We start from the raw sequence: 18,775 nt of genomic DNA, 5'->3' as shown, positions 1-18,775 counted from the left end.
AAAGATACTTAAACTCTACAGTTTAGATGCCTATTTTGGCCAACTTATCAAGAGTTTTTTTTGCCCTGTTTTTGTAACCTGTGCTTCCAGATGCGTAGCTATCTTCTAGAACTAATTTGAGTTCGGGGTGTACCCAGCCAAACTTTAATCCTAAATAATATAAGCTTGTCATGGCAAACACTTTTGGAGCCATGTTCATTGGGCCAATAAGCCAATCAAAACAGGAGGTCAATATTTTTTCAAGCTGGTCATCCGTAATATTTTGGATAAAAACCGGGTCCTTTTTTTTGAAATAAGCTTCGCAGACCATTTCACAAACATGGGCAATGGGGCGGATACAAGATTCGGATTCCAATTTGGACAACCCATTTACGAAGGTTTCAAAAAAGGGTAGCAAATAGACGAGTTTCTTTCGCATTAAATGGTCAAAGGTCCAGCTGGCATTAAACGTTCCGGTTTTATTCTCCAACAAAACTTCATCAAAAAGTATTCGAGCCAACTGGGGTTCTTTCTCCAACTGCGAAACCAAAACATCGATTTGTGATTTGGATATCCTCCCGGAATTTAGGGAAATATGTAGTTCTTCTTTGGTCACAAAAAATCAATATATTTACTAAAATCCTGTATGTGATGAAAATAGTAAAAAAAATCGCAATTGCCCTGTTGATTGTGCTTGTGGGGATGCAATTTTTACGTCCTGAAAAAAATATATCGGAAGGGGATTATGTGACAGCCTTTGAAAACGAGGCCAAACCATCCCAAGAAGTAAAGAAAATATTGAAAACTGCTTGTTACGACTGCCATAGTGCAAATACCGAATATCCTTGGTACAATAATATTGCACCGGTCTCTTATTGGTTGGCAGATCATATTGAAGACGGAAAAAAACATTTGGATTTTTCGAGTTGGACTAGTTATGACACTAAAAAGAAAGACCATAAACTTGAAGAGCTCATCGAAGAAGTGAAAGAAGGTAACATGCCCTTGAACGAATATACTTGGACACACTCGGATGCAAAACTAACAGAGGATGAAGTTAGTGTATTGGTGGCTTGGGCCGAACAAACCAGAGCTAATTATTAGATAGTTGTGCCACTAACGAGGGAATTCCTTCGGCTGCCGTTTTAGGAATAATGGTCAGATTCTCAAAATCCGACGCACGGATGTTGGGTCTTGGGTCTATAAAATAAATGGGGGTTTGTTTGGGTGCGTAATGTATTAAACTTGCAGCGGGATACACCTGCATTGAGGTTCCCACAATAATCAATTTGTCAGCTTTTTGAGTAATTTGTGTAGCGGTTTCCAGCATAGGAACCATTTCGCCGAACCAAACAATGTGTGGGCGTAGTTGATTTCCGTTTTCGTCGGTATCTCCCAATACCAAATCTTTCTTCCAGTCCAATATGTGATTTTCGTTCACGGTGCTCCGTACTTTGAGGAGCTCGCCATGCAGGTGCACAACGTGCGAACTACCCGCCTGTTCATGAAGGTTGTCTACATTTTGTGTGATAATGCTCACATCAAAAGTTCGTTCCAATTGTGCAAGGGCCAAATGTCCTTGATTCGGGGAGACCTCCAGTAATTGACGTCTTCTTTGGTTATAAAATTCCAAAACCAATTCTGGATTTTTGGAAAACCCTTGTGGTGAGGCAACTTGCATTACATCATGGCCTTCCCACAACCCATTTTCGTCCCGAAAAGTTTTTAGTCCACTTTCGGCACTCATACCTGCTCCTGTTAGTACTACAATTTTTTGTTTGGACATTTTTTGGCGGGTTCTTACAATTTAAAATTGGCACGAAACCACTACTTGATCAATGCTTCCAAATATACTCGATTTTTAACTTTTGTTAGATATTGAGCCAGTACGTGAGTTTTAAATTAATGGAACGGTTCCGGGGCATAAATGAGTTTACAAAGTAATTATCGTTGTATACCAAAAAGAGGTCGGAGAGCGGTGCAAAACGCCATTGTAGCCTTGAGTTAAACCCTAGATTATCCAATTGATTACTGTATTGAATCAACGTTGACCAAAATACGGATTTACTAAAAGTCAGGTCAATCTTAGGGGTTACCAACCAAATATCCTCACTTTCGTATGGTTCAGGTAATTTAATGGAGTTGTAATTAAACCCTAGTGCAATGTTCATTTTAGGTTGAATACGCAAGTTCATTTCACCTTCAAAGACAAATCGTGTCCCATTGAAAAATTCACCATAACCGGGTTCTAAGGAATATGAAAAAACTTTTCTTCGGTCACTTGCAAACTCCAATTCCCCACTAGTATAATAATAGCCGGTTTCTCCGGGTAATTCAAAACCGCCTTCCGTTCTTGTTGGGTCAAAAGAATCGGATAGGTAAGTATATCGGTTAAACAACCTAATGGAAATCTCTTCTTGGGATTTAAATTGCCCTTGCCACCCTGTATAAATGAAGTAATCAGTATTCTTATAGTCCAAAGTAGGTCTCCATACAAATTCTGGATAAGCGACAAACCCATGAGAGTTCAGCTTTCCTTTTGAAGGATAAAAAATAAGTTCGGCCGTAGGGTTTACGAACAACATGTCCGTTCTTGGAACAAATCCGAGATCGGAACGGAAGTTGTTGCTCACAAAGTTTCCGTTAAGACCTAGGTTGAAGAATCTTGAATTATATTTAATACTCATTCCTCCAGCATCATCCCGGTCTTCCACGCCATGTGTAAAGGATTTGTGGTAAAAGAATTTACCAGTCCACGTATTGTCTGCACTAGCTAAGTTGTAATCCAGACCCATAACACGATTATAACGGTCTTCCTCCTCCAAGAAATCGTAATCATCAAAAGTTTGTCTGTTTACAAAAATGAAACTAAGATTCGAACGGGAAAACATCTTTTTCTGAATGGCGAACACTGTATTGTTGTTGCTCGCTATTTCGTTGGCCTCGTCTTTTTCTGTTTGAAGGTTCAAAAATCCCAATCTCCAATCCTCGTTTAATTTTCCACTGAGCCTTATACCTCCAATGATTCCATTTTCTATCGTTTGTCCTTCAGCATTTTGTGCAAGACCGATTCTTCTGGAAAAGAAGGGGTTATAATCTTCTTCGGTGCCAAATGTTCCAAATAGATCACTATTATCTATAAAAAATTGGCGCTTTTCGGGGAGCGATACTTCAAAACGGGTAACGTTGGTTATTACATCATCAACTTCTACATTGGAAAAGTCCGGGTTTACGGTGATATCAAGGTTCATTCCATTTCCGATAGAAACTTTGGCGTCGCCTCCAATGTTTAGATTTTCGAAGCTGTCATTGTTTTCGTAATCTTTGGCTGCAATTCCATTAACATAAGGTATGAGGGCCACAGGAGTTCTTGATTTGCCAAGTGGTTTTTCAAAAACCATATCTCCCATAAATGCCAAATTGTATATCGTTTGGTTCTGTGGTATCCTAACCCATGTACTTTGCTCATTTGACTGCATATCAAATCTATACGCATTGAACCTCCACTTTGTCTCTCCTTGTTTAAATTTAAAAGATGTGAGTGGAATGGCAATTTCACAGACATAGTAGCCATCGTACAATTTTGTTTCACCTTGCCATTTTACATCCCATGATGTTGTAAAACCATTAGTGTTTTGCCCTCCACCAGAAATTAAGGCTTCTCTACGTACTCCGAACGGATTCATCCCAAACAAAAATGCATTTGTACCATCGTTGAAGGTATCAAAAAGAATACTTATATTGTCGTTGCCACCTGCACCATAATCCCTTTGTAAGGATGGAATTACATAATCATCGCCCGCAGCATGTAGTTTTATCCCAACATATAATGTTGTGCTGTTATACAACATTTTAAATTCAGTTTGTTTGATTGCGGGAATTGTGTCGGCAGGAAAAAATTGATAGAAACTATCGCTGATATCAGAGGTTCCCCAAACAGGTTCATCCAAAATACCGTCGATTTTAAATTGAGCATCTGTGTATTTTACTTTGATTTCCTTTTTGCCGGTCTGTGAATAGAAGGTAAAAGGAAGCATTATTGCAAGAAGTGCAACATAAAGCTTGGCCATTAGTTTTTTAGTTTAGTTGGTAGTTCAAATGTAAGGTATAGTTAAAAATAACCCAAAACTGTTAAACAGATTGTTCATTTATAAAACATTCCGAAAATTAGCTTTGTGAATACCTATACTTAATAAGAGACGTTAAAAAATGAAAAAATCCTTATTGTTGTTTCTATTATTTCCTGTAGTTGTTTTTAGCAATGCCTTTTGGGGGAAAACAGGGCACCGTGTTACAGGTGAAATTGCACAAGAATATTTAACAGGTAAAGCCAAAAGAGCAATACATGATTTATTGGATGGCCATAGCCTAGCCTTTGTTTCCACATTTGCAGATGACATAAAGGCTGATCGGGCCTATTCAAAGTATTCCGCTTGGCACTATGTGAACTATCCGCTCGGAATGAGGTATAAGGATTCCAATAAAAGTGAGCATGGTGATATTATGACAGCTATTGAGGAATGTATCGCTCAAATAGAGGATGAGAACAATGCAAGGACTGATCGAATTTTTTACTTAAAAATGCTGGTTCATTTCGTTGGAGACCTGCACCAACCCATGCATACGAGTAGGGCAGACGATAAAGGGGGGAATGATATACAAGTTCAATGGTTTGGTGAAGGCAGTAATTTACATAGGGTGTGGGACAAAAATTTGATAGAATCCTACGGAATGACTTATACAGAACTTGCTTCGGAATTGAAAAATGTAAGCAGGGAAAAGCGAAAAGAGATACAAGCCGGAACCATTTATGATTGGGTTGATGAATCTCACGATATATGTGAAGATTTGTACGAATCTGTAGAAGTCGGTGAAAAACTTGGGTACCGTTATTCTTATGACCATAACGAGCTTTTATTCCAACAACTCCAAAAAGGAGGACTGCGGCTGGCCAAGATATTGAACGATGTATTCGGGTAATAAGTTTATGACTGCAATACAGTTTTTAATTGGTTTCGATATTCTGATGGGTTTTGCCCCGTGAACGCTTTAAAGGATTTATTAAAGTGCGAAAAATTATTAAAACCACTATCGTAACATACTTGGGTTATGCTCATGGGTTGCTCCGCCAATAGTTTGGAAGCATGTACCAAACGGTACTCATTCACAAATTGTGTAAATGTTTTATTGGTGATTTTTTTAAAGTATCTACAAAAGGAAGGTACCGTCATACTTACTAAATCGGCAATCTGCTCTAAGCTAATATCTTCTTTAAAATGTGCTTTTACATGGTTAAAGACAATATTGATTCGATCGTTGTCCTTTACCTCCGTTTCTATGGCGAAGCCTTCCGCATTCAAAACATTTATTTCTTTAGAGGTAGCCAAAATGTTCAATATATTAAGAATGGACAATAATCGTTGAAAATCTGTTTGGTATTCCAAAATTTCCATTTTTTCTCCAACCTTTAATTTGGTTTTACCGGAAAAGGCAATTCCACCTTTGGCAACCTCGAACAATTTCTGGATATTCTTCATTTCTGGAATGTTGAAAAAATCGCTACCCAAAAAGTCTACTTTCATTTGCACCAAGGTCTCACTTTTATTACCGGTAAGTTTATCAGTAAAACCGCAATGCGGCAAATTGGACCCTATCAAAATAAGGTCACCGTTCCTATAATAGGATACGTGGCTCCCGATTTGTCTTTTTCCTGATCCCCCGTTTACATAAACCAACTCCAATTCCGGGTGGTAATGCCAACCATTGTTTTTGTTCTCATTACTCTCATTGAACTTCTGAAAGGTAAAAGAATGGCCAAAACTTGGGGCAATTGCTTCAAATGCCGGTTTTTGAATCATTTATAGTGATTTTATCTTATCTGCGACAAGGTGTAAAAATGTAATTATATATCAAATATCTATAATGTTACCCCAAAGTTATGCTATTTTATCATTAACCCTATGTTAAAACATTTACTATGTTAATATAGCATATAAACTGGAAAAAAGAGTGGTGTTCCAATGTACTATTACAATCTACATTTGTACTGTAATCTTAAAAAAACGAAGTGTTATGAAAGTAATGAAAAACCTAGCAGTAGTAGCAGCTCTTTTGATCAGTGCGATCGGGATGGCAAATACAGAAACAATCGACTTGGGTAAAAAAGTAATGGCCAAGTATGAAGTTGAAAAGAATTTGGTAAAAGTTAACCTTGATCCAGTATTCGTAACAAAAGGTAAAAAAATTATGATGAACCTTTTGAACGTTTCTAAAGGAAAGGTGCTTTTAAAAGTATATGATAGCGAAAACAGACTTGTTTTTGACGAAGCTATCGATGGTGATATCGTAGTTGAGAAGGCGTTCAACTTCGAAAGAGCATTTACAGATAAATATACCATAGTTGTAGTGGACAAATTTGGTACCTACACAAAAACTATGGAGGTAAGATAGTTTGTTTAGTTAATTTTTATGTGCATTGGGAGCCGAGAGGCTCCCTTTTTTTATGCCCATTTTTTAAATTTTTCCCTTTTGCTCAATGGAATCGCAGGATTGTGGATTACCTGTTGTGCCAATTCTTGGTCCTTTTTTGGTGAGAAAATAAAATTATAGAATTGTTGTACGGTCAAAGGGCTTTTGGATTCCTCCACAAGTTCCATGGAATCTCCAACGGTAACTGTTCCCCGCTCCACAACACGTACGTAGGTGCCGGGAAAACCATGGTCGATATACTGTTTTAATATCCCTTGGTCGCCAAACCTAATGCCTAATTTGTAACAAGGTTCCCGTGGTTGCGTTATTTGGACCATTGCAGTACCCAGTTTATAAATGCTGCCAATTTTAATTTGTGATTCATCCAATCCCTCCATGGTCAAATTTTCACCAAACATGCCCCAATCCCATTTCAGGTGGGGGTATTTTTCTTTCCAATAGGGATAGTGGTCAGCAGCAAACAAATAACAAGCTTTATAAATGCCTCCATGATGTTTTCTATCTACGACTGTATCACCTTGAACGTCCTCTATATCCAATAAAAGCGGTGATTCCACAGGAAATTTATAAATGCCTGTCGATGTTTTCTTGCCGTTCCAAATAATTTTAGTGGGTGCCCCGAGGTTGGTAGAGATAACTTTCATGATAGCAAGTTATAAAAAACCATCGCTTGTGGAAGTGGTTCATTGTCTAAATATTAAAAAGGACAACTTAATCGTCCTTTTCCAGTTTCTTGGTCATGTTATAACCTACCAATAGCCCAATTTCAGAAAGATAAAAAGAATACATCTCCATCGATAACTGAACAATATACCATTGTGGATGCGAAAAAGTTAGCACTGCCAATATCTGTAAGAGGTGAAAAAAAGTTATGTATTATATTTTTCCAAATGGGTTTTGACTTTTGGGTAAAACGCTCTTTTAAAGGTAAACATAGTAATAAGCCCAATACATCAAAAAGAATTGAAGGGGTATTCGAAGAATCAATATCCATTTGGGAATGCCGGCAGATGCTTTTTTACTTGAAAGCATGTAAAAATGTACGGGCAAAAATGCTACCAACATCAAGATAATTCCGAAAGTACTTAGTTTTTGGGTTTGCTCAAAACAAAGGCCTATTCCCAATAAGATTTCCGTAAAACCGCTTAAATGCACCAAAAATTTATGGGAAGGAAGGTACCGAGGCATAATGCGCATGTACATTTTTGGTTTTATAAAATGCATTGCTCCTGCCAGCACATACATTCCAGTCATTAAGTACAGATGCCATGGGGCCATATCTTTAATTTTTAAAATACCAAAACAGTTTCCAAGCCGCTAGAAGTCCAAAAATGGTAAAACCAGAGATCCTCAATTTTAACTCCCAATCTTGCTGTTCATGGGAATCTTAAATTTTTTTAAAGGCAGGGCTGTTGTGGTCATTGTTGCTTACAGCATTATAGATTTATCCAACCAAGATAGTTATAAAAAGAAAAACCGCTCATGATGAGCGGTTTGCCTTGTTGATTATGATAAAACTAAAGTTATTTGATCATATCATAGCTTCGGGCAATAAAGTTTGTAAGCTCTTCGCCTTTCAACAATCCTTTTGATAAGCGTGCCAAATCCAAGGATTGGTTAATCAACCGTTGACGTTTTTTAGCAGTCTTGGTGTTCAAGATTTCGCTTACCAACTCGTGGTTGGTGTTAACAATAAGATTGTACATATCTGGCATATTGCCCATACCAAACATACCACCACCTCCGGTTTGTTGCATCTCTTTCATTCTTCTCATAAATTCCGGCTCGGTAATAATAAATGGTGAAGCACTACTTTCCATGGCCTCCATTTGAATGGTGTACCCTTTATCCTTGGTCACTTCTTCAATTTCGGTCTTTACTTTCTCTTTTTCCTCTTCGGACAGTTTAGAAATTGTTGTATCCTCTTTTTTGATGAGGTTGTCCACATGATCGGCATCTACGCGTACAAAAGACAGATTTTCTTTGGATGTCTCCAGTTTCTGCATCAAATGTGGTACGATAGGAGAATCCAATAAAAGCACTTCATATCCTTTGCTCTTTACTGCTTCGATATAACTGTGTTGTGCTTCTTTGTCGGAAGCATACAACACTACCAATTTGTCATCTTTGTCAGTCTGGTTGTCCTTGATTTTGGCTTCTAACTCTTCAAAAGTGTAAAAATCACCATCAATTGTTGGATAAAGAGCGAATTTATCTGCTTTTTCAAAGAACTTGTCCTCGGATAGCATTCCGTATTCGATCACTACTTTAATGTCGTTCCATTTCTGCTCAAAATCCTCACGATTATTTTTGAAGAGAGAGCTTAATTTGTCTGCCACTTTTCTGGTGATGTAGGAAGAGATTTTCTTCACGGCGCCATCAGCCTGCAGATAAGACCTGGATACGTTCAAAGGAATGTCCGGTGAATCAATGACCCCTTTGAGCATGGTCAAAAACTCAGGAACAATACCTTCCACATTATCCGTTACGAATACTTGGTTTTGATATAATTGAATTTTATCTTTTTGAATGCTCAGGTCATTGGTAAGCTTAGGGAAATACAGAATACCCGTTAGATTGAACGGATAATCCACGTTCAAATGGATGTGGAACAATGGTTCCTCAAATTGCATTGGATATAGTTCCCGGTAAAAGCTCTTATAATCCTCTTCCTTTAAATCGGCAGGTTGTTTGGTCCAAGCAGGGTTTGGATTGTTGATAATGTCATCCACCTCCTTGGTTGGTGCGGGATCATCTTCTTTAGCATCCTCTGGTTTTGGAAGCGTTTCTGTTTTTGTTCCAAATTTGATTGGAATGGGCATGAACTTATTGTATTTGACCAATAGTTCACGAATCCTGGCATCTTCCAAAAACTCCGTGGAATCTTCTGCAATGTGTAGTACGATTTCCGTACCTCTTTCGGTTTTGTCGCTTGGTTCAATGGTGAATTCGGGAGAACCGTCACAGCTCCAATGCACTGCAGGCTCATCTTTATGACTTTTTGTGATGATCTCTACTTTTTCCGCCACCATAAACGCAGAATAGAAACCAAGGCCAAAATGTCCGATGATACCAGAATCTTTACCTGCATCCTTGTATTTGTCCAAAAATTCCTCCGCTCCGGAAAAAGCTACTTCGTTAATGTACTTTTTCACTTCTTCCTCTGTCATACCAATTCCTTGGTCCACAATATGGATGCGTTTGTTCTCCTTATCCACTTTTACCTCGATCATTGGGTTGCCGTACTCTACCTTGGCCTCTCCGATTGAAGTGAGGTGTTTTAACTTTAAGGTTGCATCCGTAGCGTTGGAAATAAGTTCCCTTAGGAAAATTTCGTGGTCACTGTACAGAAATTTTTTGATCAAGGGAAAAATGTTCTCTACTGAAACATTGATTTTACCTGTTGCCATCGTTTAATTTTTTTCTTTTAGTCTATTCAGTCAAAAAAAATACCACATTGTTAAATATGACAAACTGACATTTAGTTGGCATTATGAGTTGAAAAAAGATTTAACAAAACTTTGTTTATTAAAATATAAAAAACATTAAACAAAATATTATATTTACAGTGTTATGGGAAATTTGCTATGAAACAGTTTTACTATAACAAATTTGTTTATTTATTGGTTAGGTTGTGAAAATGCACTTTCGCTTGAAAGTGCATTTTCTTTAAAAGTTCAAGTCCGATACCATACTCATGTTTTAACAAAACTTAAAAGAAATACAATGGCAAAAACTGCAAAACCCAAAATCACCGAGGATAAAATTATAAGCCTGTACATGAGGTCTGTATTGGAAAAAGAAAAAGGGCCGAGCTCGGTATTCAAGTTCTGTAAAGAACAGAAGATAAAGGAAGAAGAATTTTATGGTTTCTTTGGTTCGTTGGAAGCATTGCAGCAAACCATTTGGAACAAATTCTTTGACAATAGTTATGCGCTGATGGAAAAGAACAAGCAATATGCCTCAATGACCAATGAGGAAAAGATGCTTACCTTTTTCTTCACGTTTTTTGAGAACCTTACATTGAACCGGAGTTATGTATTGTTTATAATGAAAGAACATAAATACTCCTTGGAAGGACTTATGCAGCTTAAAGGTCTCCGAAAAAGAATTAAGGATTTTGCTTCCACGCTCATTGAAGAGCGTAATGATCAGAAGAACTTAAAAATCTTTAAATATAATGCTCCTTTGTTCTCCGAAGGCGCATGGTTACAGTTTATGTTCATTTTAAAATTTTGGATGGAAGATGGCTCTCCCGGTTTTGAAAAAACAGACATTGCCATAGAGAAATCCGTAACTACTATTTTTCAAATATTTGAAAGTGCACCATTGGAGAAAATCGTGGACTTTGGAAAATTCCTCTACAAGGAAAAATTTGTATAAGGCCGATGAAAAGTTTGGATACCATTCCCACAGGGAAAATTGAAAGAGCAGGAAAGCTTGTGAAGACAGGGGTCAAAATTGGCGGCAACTACGTGAAGTACTATGGAAAAAAACTGGTTGATTCCGAGACCTCAAAAGACACTCTGGACCAAAATAATGCCGAAGATATTTACGATGGACTCAAAAGTTTGAAGGGAAGTGCCCTCAAAGTGGCACAAATGCTCAGTATGGAAAAAAACCTTTTGCCCCGGGCCTATGTGGAAAAATTTTCCCTGTCCCAATTCTCAGTTCCCCCTCTATCGGCACCATTGGTACGTAAAACCTTCAATAAATATTTAGGGGAGTATCCAGAGGATGTTTTTGATGAATTTGAAAAAGAGGCAGTGAACGCTGCCAGTATTGGACAAGTACACAGAGCCGAAAAGAATGGTAAAAAACTGGCAGTCAAGATTCAATATCCAGGGGTAGCAGAAAGTATTAGTAGTGATTTGGCCTTGGTAAAGCCTGTTGCAGTCAAAATGTTCAATTTAAAAGGGAAGGATTCCGATAAATATTTCAAGGAAATAGAACATAAGTTGGTTGAGGAGACCAACTATATTTTGGAGTTGGAGCAAAGTCATGAAATTACAACGGAATGCTCCATAATACCGAACATAAAATTCCCAAGATATTACCGGGAACTCTCCAGTCAGCGTATTTTAACGATGGACTGGATGGAAGGAACCCATTTAGGGGAGTTCACCCAAACCGATTTTGATGAAAAATTGGCGCATAATTTGGGACAGGCACTTTGGGATTTTTACATGTTTCAAATCCATAAATTACGAAAAGTACATGCCGACCCGCATCCAGGCAACTTTTTGGTTAGTCCCAGAGGAGAGTTGATTGCCATAGATTTTGGATGCATCAAAGAAATACCAGAAGAGTTTTATGTACCTTATTTTGAATTGGCGAAAGAAGAGAACATCAATAACGATAAGGTGTTTATGGAAAAGCTGTATGAATTGGAAATCCTAACGCATACGGATTCGGAAGAGGAGCTACAATTTTTTAAAGCTCTATTCAAAGAAATGCTCACCATTTTTACTTCTCCGTTCCATAAAGAAACATTCGATTTTGGGGATAAAGATTTTTGGTCCAACATCGCCAACCTTAGTGAAAGGTATTCCAAGGATGAGCAAATCCGGAAAATGAACGGAAACCGTGGGTCAAAACATTTTTTGTACATAAACCGTACGTTTTTTGGACTTTATAATCTCTTGCACGACCTTAAAGCTAAAGTGGAAGTGAACCAATTTAAAAGATACATGGACTAATTTTATTGATAAATATTCAGTTCCTGGGATATATTTTTTTACTTTTCCGTTTTTTAGTTAAGGATTTTTTAATGATTCATTATTTAAGAACTTTGTAATGTATAACTCAAGAATATCAGGATTGGGATTTTATGTCCCTGAGAATGTGGTCACTAACGACGATTTGTCTAAAGTGATGGACACGAATGACGAATGGATACAAGAGCGCACAGGGATAAAAGAAAGGCGCCATGTTGTACAAGGTACCGATACGACTACAACGATGGGCGTAAAGGCAGCTGAAAAGGCAATTGAACGTGCGGGTATTGATAAAGATGATATAGATTTTATTGTTTTTGCAACGCTGAGCCCAGATTATTATTTCCCAGGACCGGGAGTGCTGGTTCAGCGCGATTTGGGTCTAAAAACCGTCGGCGCACTTGATGTAAGAAATCAATGTTCCGGATTTGTTTACGGTATCTCCGTTGCCGACCAGTACATTAAAAGCGGCATGTACAAAAATGTGCTCGTTATTGGCTCTGAACTACATTCACATGGTTTGGATATGACCACAAGAGGTAGAGGCGTTTCCGTAATTTTTGGGGATGGAGCAGGTGCTGCTGTTCTTACCCGTGAAGAGGATACATCAAAAGGAATCTTATCAACACATTTACATTCAGAAGGGCAACATGCCGAAGAACTCTCTTTGGTTGCCCCGGGTATGGGTAAACGTTGGGTAACCGATATTATTGAAGATGCCGATCCCGAAGATACATCATACTACCCCCACATGAATGGGCAGTTTGTGTTTAAAAATGCAGTAGTCCGCTTTAGTGAGGTAATCATGGAAGGGTTGGGTAAAAATAATTTAGCTCCTACAGATATTGATATGCTGATACCCCATCAGGCCAACTTGAGGATTTCCCAATTTATCCAAAAGAAATTTGGATTAAAGGACGACCAAGTTTTTAATAATATCATGAAGTATGGGAACACTACGGCCGCATCTATTCCAATTGCTTTGACGGAAGCATGGGAATCTGGAAAAATCAAAGAAGGTGATGTGGTGGTGCTTGCTGCCTTTGGAAGTGGCTTTACTTGGGGCAGTGTGGTTATAAGATGGTAAGTTTCAATTAGTACAAATAAAATAAAACCCCGAGCCTTTGTGCCCGGGGTTTTTTGATTGATGCCCTCACAAGATAACCAACCAACACTCGAATACAGAGCATCAATATTTCTTATAGGATGCCGCCACCGCCCTGTTTGGTATTGCTATCCCTATTTTTACGTTGTTTTGCTCGGTTTTTACCACTTCCAAAACGATATGATAACCCTACGTAAACATTATTGCTTTCCCAATTGAACTCCCCTTCTTGAGCGTAAGGATAATCTCCCTCGAACGCAAAACGCATGGTATTGAAAATATCGTTATAGTTGACACTTAAAGTTCCTTTACCTTCAGCAAAGCTGTAACGTGCACCTAAGTTTACAAAGTACATAGGTTTCGCATCAAACTGTATGCTTTTGTTTTTGCCCCGATAAAATCCAAAAGCTTGTAAGGTGAGTTTTTTATTTATGGTAAAGCTGTTGTTCATTCTAAGGTTCCATGCCGTGTTATCAATTTTTACCATTTCTTCAACGATATCCTCTTCACTTGGGTCTGGGTCGGTACTGTTCAATGATTCGGTAAGTCCTGTTTGGGTTTGGGAGAACAGGTCGAAACTACCGTTGATGCTCCACCATTTTATGGGTTTGTAGTTGGTGGACAGTTCAATGCCGTATGCAGAGGTATTGTCAAAATTATCAAAGGTGAGTATGGTTTTGTTCAAGTCTAATCGATCTATATACACCGCTCTGTTTATCTCGTCTGAAATACTTCTGTAAAACACACCTCCGGTAATACTCCCATTTTCAATTCGCTTTGTGTAATTGATTTCGTAAGAATTGGTGAACTGGGGGACTAAATTTGGATTTCCAAAGGCAGACAACAATGGGGTGGCAAATTCCCTGATTGGGTTTACCTGTTGCAGGCCTGGTCTGTCTACACGTCTACTATAGCTAATTTGTAGTTGGTCTTTTTCATTTGGTTTATATGTTACAAATGCAGATGGGTATATTTCGGTATACTTATCGGTAAAGGCGCGCACAGCATTAGTGTCCGCTTTTACTTGTACATCCTCGATACGCACGCCCATTTGATAGGACCATTTTTCATATGATTGTCCAAAAGTTGCGTAGGCAGAATAAATATCCATGTCGTACACAAATTTGGTGGATGGAGTAGGAGTCAATTCGCCATTGGAATTAAATGATTGTCCAGTGGAGGAATAATCCACCTGAGTCTCAAAATTTCTGGATTGTAGTCCAACCTCCAATTTGGAGATGCTGTCCAATGGGTTCACATAATCCAAATTAGCAGTGGTCTGTGTTCGTTCGGTATCCACAAAGTCCATATAATTAGGATAAGTAGATGCACCGGTAGAACTAAAATCGGCGTCTTGCTCACTTTCAAATTGATTATGGTCTATCTCCAGTTCTATGTTATGTCCCTCCTTGTTAAAATCCAGTTTATAATCAAAGTTGTACTGCTCACTTTGGTTATTGGAGTCATCAAAGAAGCGTTGGGTCACATTTCTGGACATATCGTTCAAGTAAATGACTTGGGTTTGACCAGTTCCTTTTCCGTCATAAATATTCTGATTGGTAAAAAAGGATATGGTGTTTTTATCATTTAGATAAAAATCTACACCCAATTTATATAGATGGGATTTATTGTTGTTCACGAAATCAAAATTTTGACGTGAATTTTCATCTATCCTTAGAATGTTCCCATCATTGACCCATTTCCCAATGTTGTTTCCGTAGTTTCCATAAAAGTTGAATTTTCCATTTCGGTAGTTCAAATCTATGGAGCTATTGAATTTGGCCTCGATACCCTTAGTGAGCCCCATGTTCACATTTCCATTGAAGCCAATATTGGCGTTTTTGTGCAATACAATGTTGATAATGCCACTCATTCCCTCTGGATTGTATTTGGCAGATGGGTTGGTGATCAGCTCTATGGATTTTATGGCTGTGGATGGAATTTGTTTTAACAACTGCGCTACTGGTACGTTGGAAAGCTTACCGTCCACCATTACCCTAACATTGGAATTTCCACGCAGTGTAATGTCACCAGTTTGGGAATCTACATTAACCGAGGGGATGTTGTTCATAATTTCCGACGCCGAAGCACCAGCGGTGGTAAGGTCTTTCCCTACATTAATCACCTTTCTGTCCACACGCTGTTCTATGGTCGTGCGTTCGGCTACCAGTTCTACACCTTCCAGTTCTTTGGTTTCTTCTATAAGAGAAATGGTTCCAATGTTTAAATTTCGTTTGCCTTTGGCAATCACCAGTTTTTGGGAATGCGTTTTGTATCCGATGAACTGTACTTCAAAAGTAAAAGCACCGTCGGGAAGCTCTTTAATTTCAAACTGTCCGTTATCGGTTGTGATACTTCCGGTAATGGTATTTGTGCCGTTCTCGGACTTTATAACCACGGCGGCATAAGGAATGGGTTGACTTGTTAGATTGTCGACCACGATTCCATTAATGGAGCCTAATGCATTTTCGGGTTCGTTGGCAGAAGATATAAATGGGGATACGGTGCACAGGAATAGTGCAAATAAAAAGCTCATCTTTTTCATGAGTAGTTCGTTTTTTGATTGATGATTAGATTGATTGAATGATGATACTTCTAAGACGCCCGGTTGCCTTGAATGTTACACTAGAAATTTAATTTAACATTCTTTAACAGAAAAGAACAGGGTATTTTCGATTTTTGTAGGTATTCTGTTTTTAAAAGGGACGATAAAAAAGTATTTAAAAGAAGAAACCCCGGTAAAAACCGGGGTTAAACATTGATAAGCTATACTAAACACTAACCATTAACTATAAAAATACAGTCTTATCAATGATAATAAGTTATAAAAAATAGACGAGTTTTTATATGATAAATTACAGTCTATACAAAGTTTAACACAAAGTTTAACAAATGAAAAAAACACTTGTCGTCGGAGCTTCTACAAACCCAGGAAGATACAGTAACAAAGCAATTCGTAAGTTGGTTGCCAATAATATTGAAACAACCGCATTTGGGATACGTGGGGGAACTGTATCAGATGTACAAATTAAGGATAACTTAAGTAATTTTCAAAATATTGATACTGTAACTTTATACCTAAACCCAAATCATCAAAAGGAATATTATCAACAAATCGTTGATTTAAAGCCTAGACGAGTCATTTTTAATCCCGGGACAGAGAATCCTGAGTTCTATAAAATCCTTGATCTTGCCGGTATTGAAGTAGATGTGGCTTGTACCTTGGTTTTGCTTTCTACGGGACAGTATTAATTTCTGGATCAGATTCTTTTTTTCGTATTAACCATAAACCGATGAAGGTCAGCAACCCGTTCAAGGGCAACAATTCATAACCAACTTGGTAACCACCTAAATAAGAAGTTGGGATGTTGGCTATGAGGATGATAGTGATAACAGATGCCAGGGTAACAATCCAAACATAACCATCTTTAATTTTATGCTTGGTAAAAATGCCGAATGCAAAAAGTCCCAATAAAGGACCGTAAGTGTAACCTGCAACGGTTAGTAAACTATCAATTACATTGCTGCTAAGTATATATTTAAAAGCAATTATCACCAAAATCAGCATCACACTCATTGCAATATGGGTGCGTTTGCGAACCTTCTTCTGTTCAAGGTCCCCCTTTTCCTCAACATTTAAGAAATCTACACAGAACGATGTAGTCAAAGAAGTCAATGCGCTGTCTGCGCTACTATATGCAGCAGCTATTAATCCCAACATAAAGGTAATGGACAATGCCAGTCCCAAACCGCCGTTCAAAGCAATTTCAGGAAATAGGAGGTCGGTCTTTGGAGTGCCGTCCATCAATGGAATTTCAATACCTTCCCTTTTAGAATATATGAAGAGTAGTGCGCCCAATAGCATGAACAAAAATGTGACACCGACAAGTACAAAACTAAAGGAGACCATATTCTTTTGTGCATCTTTCAACGATTTGCAGGTAAGGTTTTTCTGCATCATGTCTTGATCCAAACCGGTCATACAAATGGTAACAAACATACCACCTACAAAGGATTTAATAAAATAACCTCTGTCCAAAAAACTATCTGTCACCAGGAATTTATTATAGTTCTTTAATTCGTCCGAAGCCATGAACTCCCCGAAACTCCATCCCAATTCCTGATTGATCATTACAATGGAAAGGATTACGGCCAAAATCATAAAAAGTGTCTGCAGCGTATCGGTCCAAACAATGGTTTTTATACCTCCTTTGTTGGTGTAAATCCAGATGAGTAGAATAGAGATGATAACTGTAAACTCAAATCGCACACCAAGGTCATCAAATACAAATTGCTGTAACACAATGGCCACTAAGTACAATCTAAAAGCGGCACCCAAAACTCGAGAGATGAAAAAGAAGAAAGCTCCGGTACGGTGGCTTACTTTTCCAAAACGATCGTGCAGATATTCATAAATAGAGGTAAGATTAAGTTTGTAATATAAAGGGAGTAATACAAAAGCCACCACAAAATATCCAAATAGGTACCCTAAAACCACTTGCATATAGGTTAATTGGCTATCACCTACCCATCCTGGAACCGAAATAAAAGTTACCCCCGAGAGCGAAGCCCCAACCATGCCAAACGCAACAACATACCATGGCGATTGTTTGCCCGCCTTAAAGAAATCGGCATTAGAATCATTTTTGCCAGTGAAGTAAGAAATTAGGATAAGCACCAAAAAATAGGCGCCAATTAGCAACAGTATTTGTGTGGCGGACATAAATGTAATTTGATTTGCAAAGTACGAAAGTAAATTGGTAACAGTAAAATTGTAATTTTGCAAGAGAATTGGAGCTATGGAGTTTTCATCGAAACTATTGGAAGATGCAGTTTACCAAATGTCGCAATTGCCAGGAATTGGGAAAAGAACGGCATTACGATTAGTTCTGCACCTGCTAAAGCAACCAGAAGAAAGAACAGAGTTGTTGGCACATTCTTTACTTAAATTGAAGGGTGAGATCAATTTTTGTAAGAACTGTCATAACATTTCCGATACCAAAGTTTGTGAAATTTGTGCCAATCCTAAAAGGGACAATACCATGGTTTGTGTGGTAGAGGATATTAGGGATGTAATGGCTATTGAAAACACATCGCAGTACAATGGATTGTACCATGTGCTAGGGGGTAAGATATCGCCTATGGAAGGCGTGGGGCCACAAGACCTTAATATCGTCACATTGGTAAATAAAGTGAAGGATGGAGCGGTGACGGAGTTGATTTTGGCCTTAAGCTCCACAATGGAGGGAGATACCACCAATTTTTATATTTATAAACAATTGGAAGGGTTGGATGTTACAACGTCCACAATTGCCAGAGGTATTTCGGTAGGTGATGAATTGGAATATGCCGATGAGGTAACTTTGGGGAGAAGTATAATTAATAGAGTCCCTTTTGAAAACTCTATTAAAGCGAATTAATATATATAAATCAAAAATAAGTTGATTTCTTTAGTATTTTTGTAAAATATAAATCAAAATCACTT

The 18,775-nt window shown here is 38.1% G+C and carries 17 protein-coding genes; 8 read left to right on the top strand and 9 right to left on the bottom strand.

The features are described 5' to 3' along the window. Positions 1-22: 22 nt before the first annotated feature. Positions 23-595 (bottom strand): adenylosuccinate lyase, encoded by a 573-nt coding sequence (locus MWU56_RS16235; protein WP_247046348.1) that lies wholly within the window; start codon positions 593-595, stop codon positions 23-25. Between the two features lie 35 nt (positions 596-630). Here MWU56_RS16235 and MWU56_RS16230 point away from each other — a divergent pair, with 35 nt between their 5' ends. Next, a complete protein-coding gene (locus MWU56_RS16230) occupies positions 631-1,083 on the top strand; it encodes a heme-binding domain-containing protein (protein WP_247046346.1) in 453 nt (150 codons plus the stop codon). Here the strand turns inward: MWU56_RS16230 and MWU56_RS16225 are convergent. Then, positions 1,073-1,765 (bottom strand): SIR2 family NAD-dependent protein deacylase, encoded by a 693-nt coding sequence (locus tag MWU56_RS16225; RefSeq protein ID WP_247046344.1) that lies wholly within the window; start codon positions 1,763-1,765, stop codon positions 1,073-1,075. The genes MWU56_RS16230 and MWU56_RS16225 overlap by 11 nt on opposite strands. A gap of 85 nt (positions 1,766-1,850) precedes the next feature. Further along, complete coding sequence (locus tag MWU56_RS16220; protein ID WP_247046332.1) at positions 1,851-4,049, bottom strand: DUF5916 domain-containing protein; 2,199 nt, start codon at positions 4,047-4,049, stop codon at positions 1,851-1,853. Positions 4,050-4,188: 139 nt separating this feature from the next. Between MWU56_RS16220 and MWU56_RS16215 the strand changes: the two genes are divergently transcribed. Next, positions 4,189-4,959, top strand: a complete 771-nt coding sequence (locus tag MWU56_RS16215; protein WP_247046330.1) for a S1/P1 nuclease — start codon at positions 4,189-4,191, stop codon at positions 4,957-4,959. Between the two features lie 5 nt (positions 4,960-4,964). Here MWU56_RS16215 and MWU56_RS16210 read toward each other — a convergent pair whose 3' ends face one another. Further along, positions 4,965-5,837 (bottom strand): AraC family transcriptional regulator, encoded by an 873-nt coding sequence (locus MWU56_RS16210; protein ID WP_247046328.1) that lies wholly within the window; start codon positions 5,835-5,837, stop codon positions 4,965-4,967. 214 nt (positions 5,838-6,051) lie between these two features. Between MWU56_RS16210 and MWU56_RS16205 the strand changes: the two genes are divergently transcribed. Beyond that, positions 6,052-6,429, top strand: a complete 378-nt coding sequence (locus MWU56_RS16205; protein ID WP_247046315.1) for a hypothetical protein — start codon at positions 6,052-6,054, stop codon at positions 6,427-6,429. 50 nt (positions 6,430-6,479) lie between these two features. Here the strand turns inward: MWU56_RS16205 and MWU56_RS16200 are convergent, their stop codons facing one another. From MWU56_RS16200 to htpG, 3 genes are all read right to left on the bottom strand, one after another. After that, positions 6,480-7,112 carry an MOSC domain-containing protein gene (locus MWU56_RS16200; protein ID WP_247046306.1) on the bottom strand — a complete coding sequence of 211 codons (633 nt, stop codon included), beginning with the start codon at positions 7,110-7,112 and terminating at the stop codon, positions 6,480-6,482. 277 nt (positions 7,113-7,389) lie between these two features. Beyond that, the gene (locus MWU56_RS16195) at positions 7,390-7,746 is read right to left on the bottom strand and encodes a hypothetical protein (protein WP_247046304.1); all 357 of its coding nucleotides are present in this window, start codon (positions 7,744-7,746) and stop codon (positions 7,390-7,392) included. Between the two features lie 245 nt (positions 7,747-7,991). After that, positions 7,992-9,878 carry a molecular chaperone HtpG gene (gene htpG / locus MWU56_RS16190; protein ID WP_247046302.1) on the bottom strand — a complete coding sequence of 629 codons (1,887 nt, stop codon included), beginning with the start codon at positions 9,876-9,878 and terminating at the stop codon, positions 7,992-7,994. Positions 9,879-10,194: 316 nt separating this feature from the next. Between htpG and MWU56_RS16185 the strand changes: the two genes are divergently transcribed. From MWU56_RS16185 to MWU56_RS16175, 3 genes are all read left to right on the top strand, one after another. Continuing rightward, on the top strand, positions 10,195-10,851 hold the full coding sequence (locus MWU56_RS16185; RefSeq protein WP_247046294.1) for a TetR family transcriptional regulator C-terminal domain-containing protein: 657 nt from the start codon (positions 10,195-10,197) through the stop codon (positions 10,849-10,851). 5 nt (positions 10,852-10,856) lie between these two features. Beyond that, entirely contained in the window at positions 10,857-12,167 is a 1,311-nt protein-coding gene (locus MWU56_RS16180; RefSeq protein ID WP_247046292.1) for an ABC1 kinase family protein, read from the top strand. A gap of 97 nt (positions 12,168-12,264) precedes the next feature. Continuing rightward, the gene (locus tag MWU56_RS16175) at positions 12,265-13,272 is read left to right on the top strand and encodes a 3-oxoacyl-ACP synthase III family protein (protein WP_247046290.1); all 1,008 of its coding nucleotides are present in this window, start codon (positions 12,265-12,267) and stop codon (positions 13,270-13,272) included. Positions 13,273-13,384: 112 nt separating this feature from the next. On the opposite strand, the gene MWU56_RS16170 is transcribed toward MWU56_RS16175, so the two are convergent. Continuing rightward, a complete protein-coding gene (locus MWU56_RS16170) occupies positions 13,385-15,835 on the bottom strand; it encodes a TonB-dependent receptor domain-containing protein (protein ID WP_247046280.1) in 2,451 nt (816 codons plus the stop codon). Positions 15,836-16,182: 347 nt separating this feature from the next. On the opposite strand from MWU56_RS16170, the gene MWU56_RS16165 reads away from it, so the two are divergent. Further along, positions 16,183-16,542, top strand: a complete 360-nt coding sequence (locus MWU56_RS16165; RefSeq protein ID WP_247046278.1) for a CoA-binding protein — start codon at positions 16,183-16,185, stop codon at positions 16,540-16,542. On the opposite strand, the gene MWU56_RS16160 is transcribed toward MWU56_RS16165, so the two are convergent. Beyond that, positions 16,526-18,013 carry a sodium:solute symporter gene (locus tag MWU56_RS16160; RefSeq protein WP_247046276.1) on the bottom strand — a complete coding sequence of 496 codons (1,488 nt, stop codon included), beginning with the start codon at positions 18,011-18,013 and terminating at the stop codon, positions 16,526-16,528. The two genes, MWU56_RS16165 and MWU56_RS16160, sit on opposite strands and share 17 nt — an antisense overlap. A 76-nt stretch (positions 18,014-18,089) precedes the next feature. Here MWU56_RS16160 and recR point away from each other — a divergent pair, with 76 nt between their 5' ends. Then, positions 18,090-18,710: a recombination mediator RecR gene (gene recR / locus MWU56_RS16155; protein ID WP_247046267.1), complete on the top strand. Its 621-nt coding sequence runs from the start codon at positions 18,090-18,092 to the stop codon at positions 18,708-18,710. Positions 18,711-18,775 lie beyond the last annotated feature (65 nt).

The sequence above is a fragment of the Allomuricauda sp. F6463D genome, assembly GCF_023015965.1.
Classification (GTDB): Bacteria; Bacteroidota; Bacteroidia; order Flavobacteriales; family Flavobacteriaceae; genus Flagellimonas.
This window is presented reverse-complemented; position numbering and strand designations above follow the sequence as displayed.

Bases quoted from the DNA above. Each gene is read 5' to 3' on its own strand.
- MWU56_RS16205 (WP_247046315.1), top strand. From the start codon at position 6,052: ATGAAAGTAATGAAAAACCTAGCAGTAGTAGCAGCTCTTTTGATCAGT.
- MWU56_RS16180 (WP_247046292.1), top strand. From the start codon at position 10,857: ATGAAAAGTTTGGATACCATTCCCACAGGGAAAATTGAAAGAGCAGGA.
- MWU56_RS16210 (WP_247046328.1), bottom strand. From the start codon at position 5,837: ATGATTCAAAAACCGGCATTTGAAGCAATTGCCCCAAGTTTTGGCCAT.
- MWU56_RS16175 (WP_247046290.1), top strand. From the start codon at position 12,265: ATGTATAACTCAAGAATATCAGGATTGGGATTTTATGTCCCTGAGAAT.
- MWU56_RS16160 (WP_247046276.1), bottom strand. From the start codon at position 18,013: ATGTCCGCCACACAAATACTGTTGCTAATTGGCGCCTATTTTTTGGTG.
- MWU56_RS16165 (WP_247046278.1), top strand. From the start codon at position 16,183: ATGAAAAAAACACTTGTCGTCGGAGCTTCTACAAACCCAGGAAGATAC.
- MWU56_RS16200 (WP_247046306.1), bottom strand. From the start codon at position 7,112: ATGAAAGTTATCTCTACCAACCTCGGGGCACCCACTAAAATTATTTGG.
- MWU56_RS16185 (WP_247046294.1), top strand. From the start codon at position 10,195: ATGGCAAAAACTGCAAAACCCAAAATCACCGAGGATAAAATTATAAGC.
- MWU56_RS16220 (WP_247046332.1), bottom strand. From the start codon at position 4,049: ATGGCCAAGCTTTATGTTGCACTTCTTGCAATAATGCTTCCTTTTACC.
- MWU56_RS16215 (WP_247046330.1), top strand. From the start codon at position 4,189: ATGAAAAAATCCTTATTGTTGTTTCTATTATTTCCTGTAGTTGTTTTT.
- htpG (WP_247046302.1), bottom strand. From the start codon at position 9,878: ATGGCAACAGGTAAAATCAATGTTTCAGTAGAGAACATTTTTCCCTTG.
- MWU56_RS16230 (WP_247046346.1), top strand. From the start codon at position 631: ATGAAAATAGTAAAAAAAATCGCAATTGCCCTGTTGATTGTGCTTGTG.
- recR (WP_247046267.1), top strand. From the start codon at position 18,090: ATGGAGTTTTCATCGAAACTATTGGAAGATGCAGTTTACCAAATGTCG.
- MWU56_RS16170 (WP_247046280.1), bottom strand. From the start codon at position 15,835: ATGAAAAAGATGAGCTTTTTATTTGCACTATTCCTGTGCACCGTATCC.
- MWU56_RS16225 (WP_247046344.1), bottom strand. From the start codon at position 1,765: ATGTCCAAACAAAAAATTGTAGTACTAACAGGAGCAGGTATGAGTGCC.
- MWU56_RS16195 (WP_247046304.1), bottom strand. From the start codon at position 7,746: ATGGCCCCATGGCATCTGTACTTAATGACTGGAATGTATGTGCTGGCA.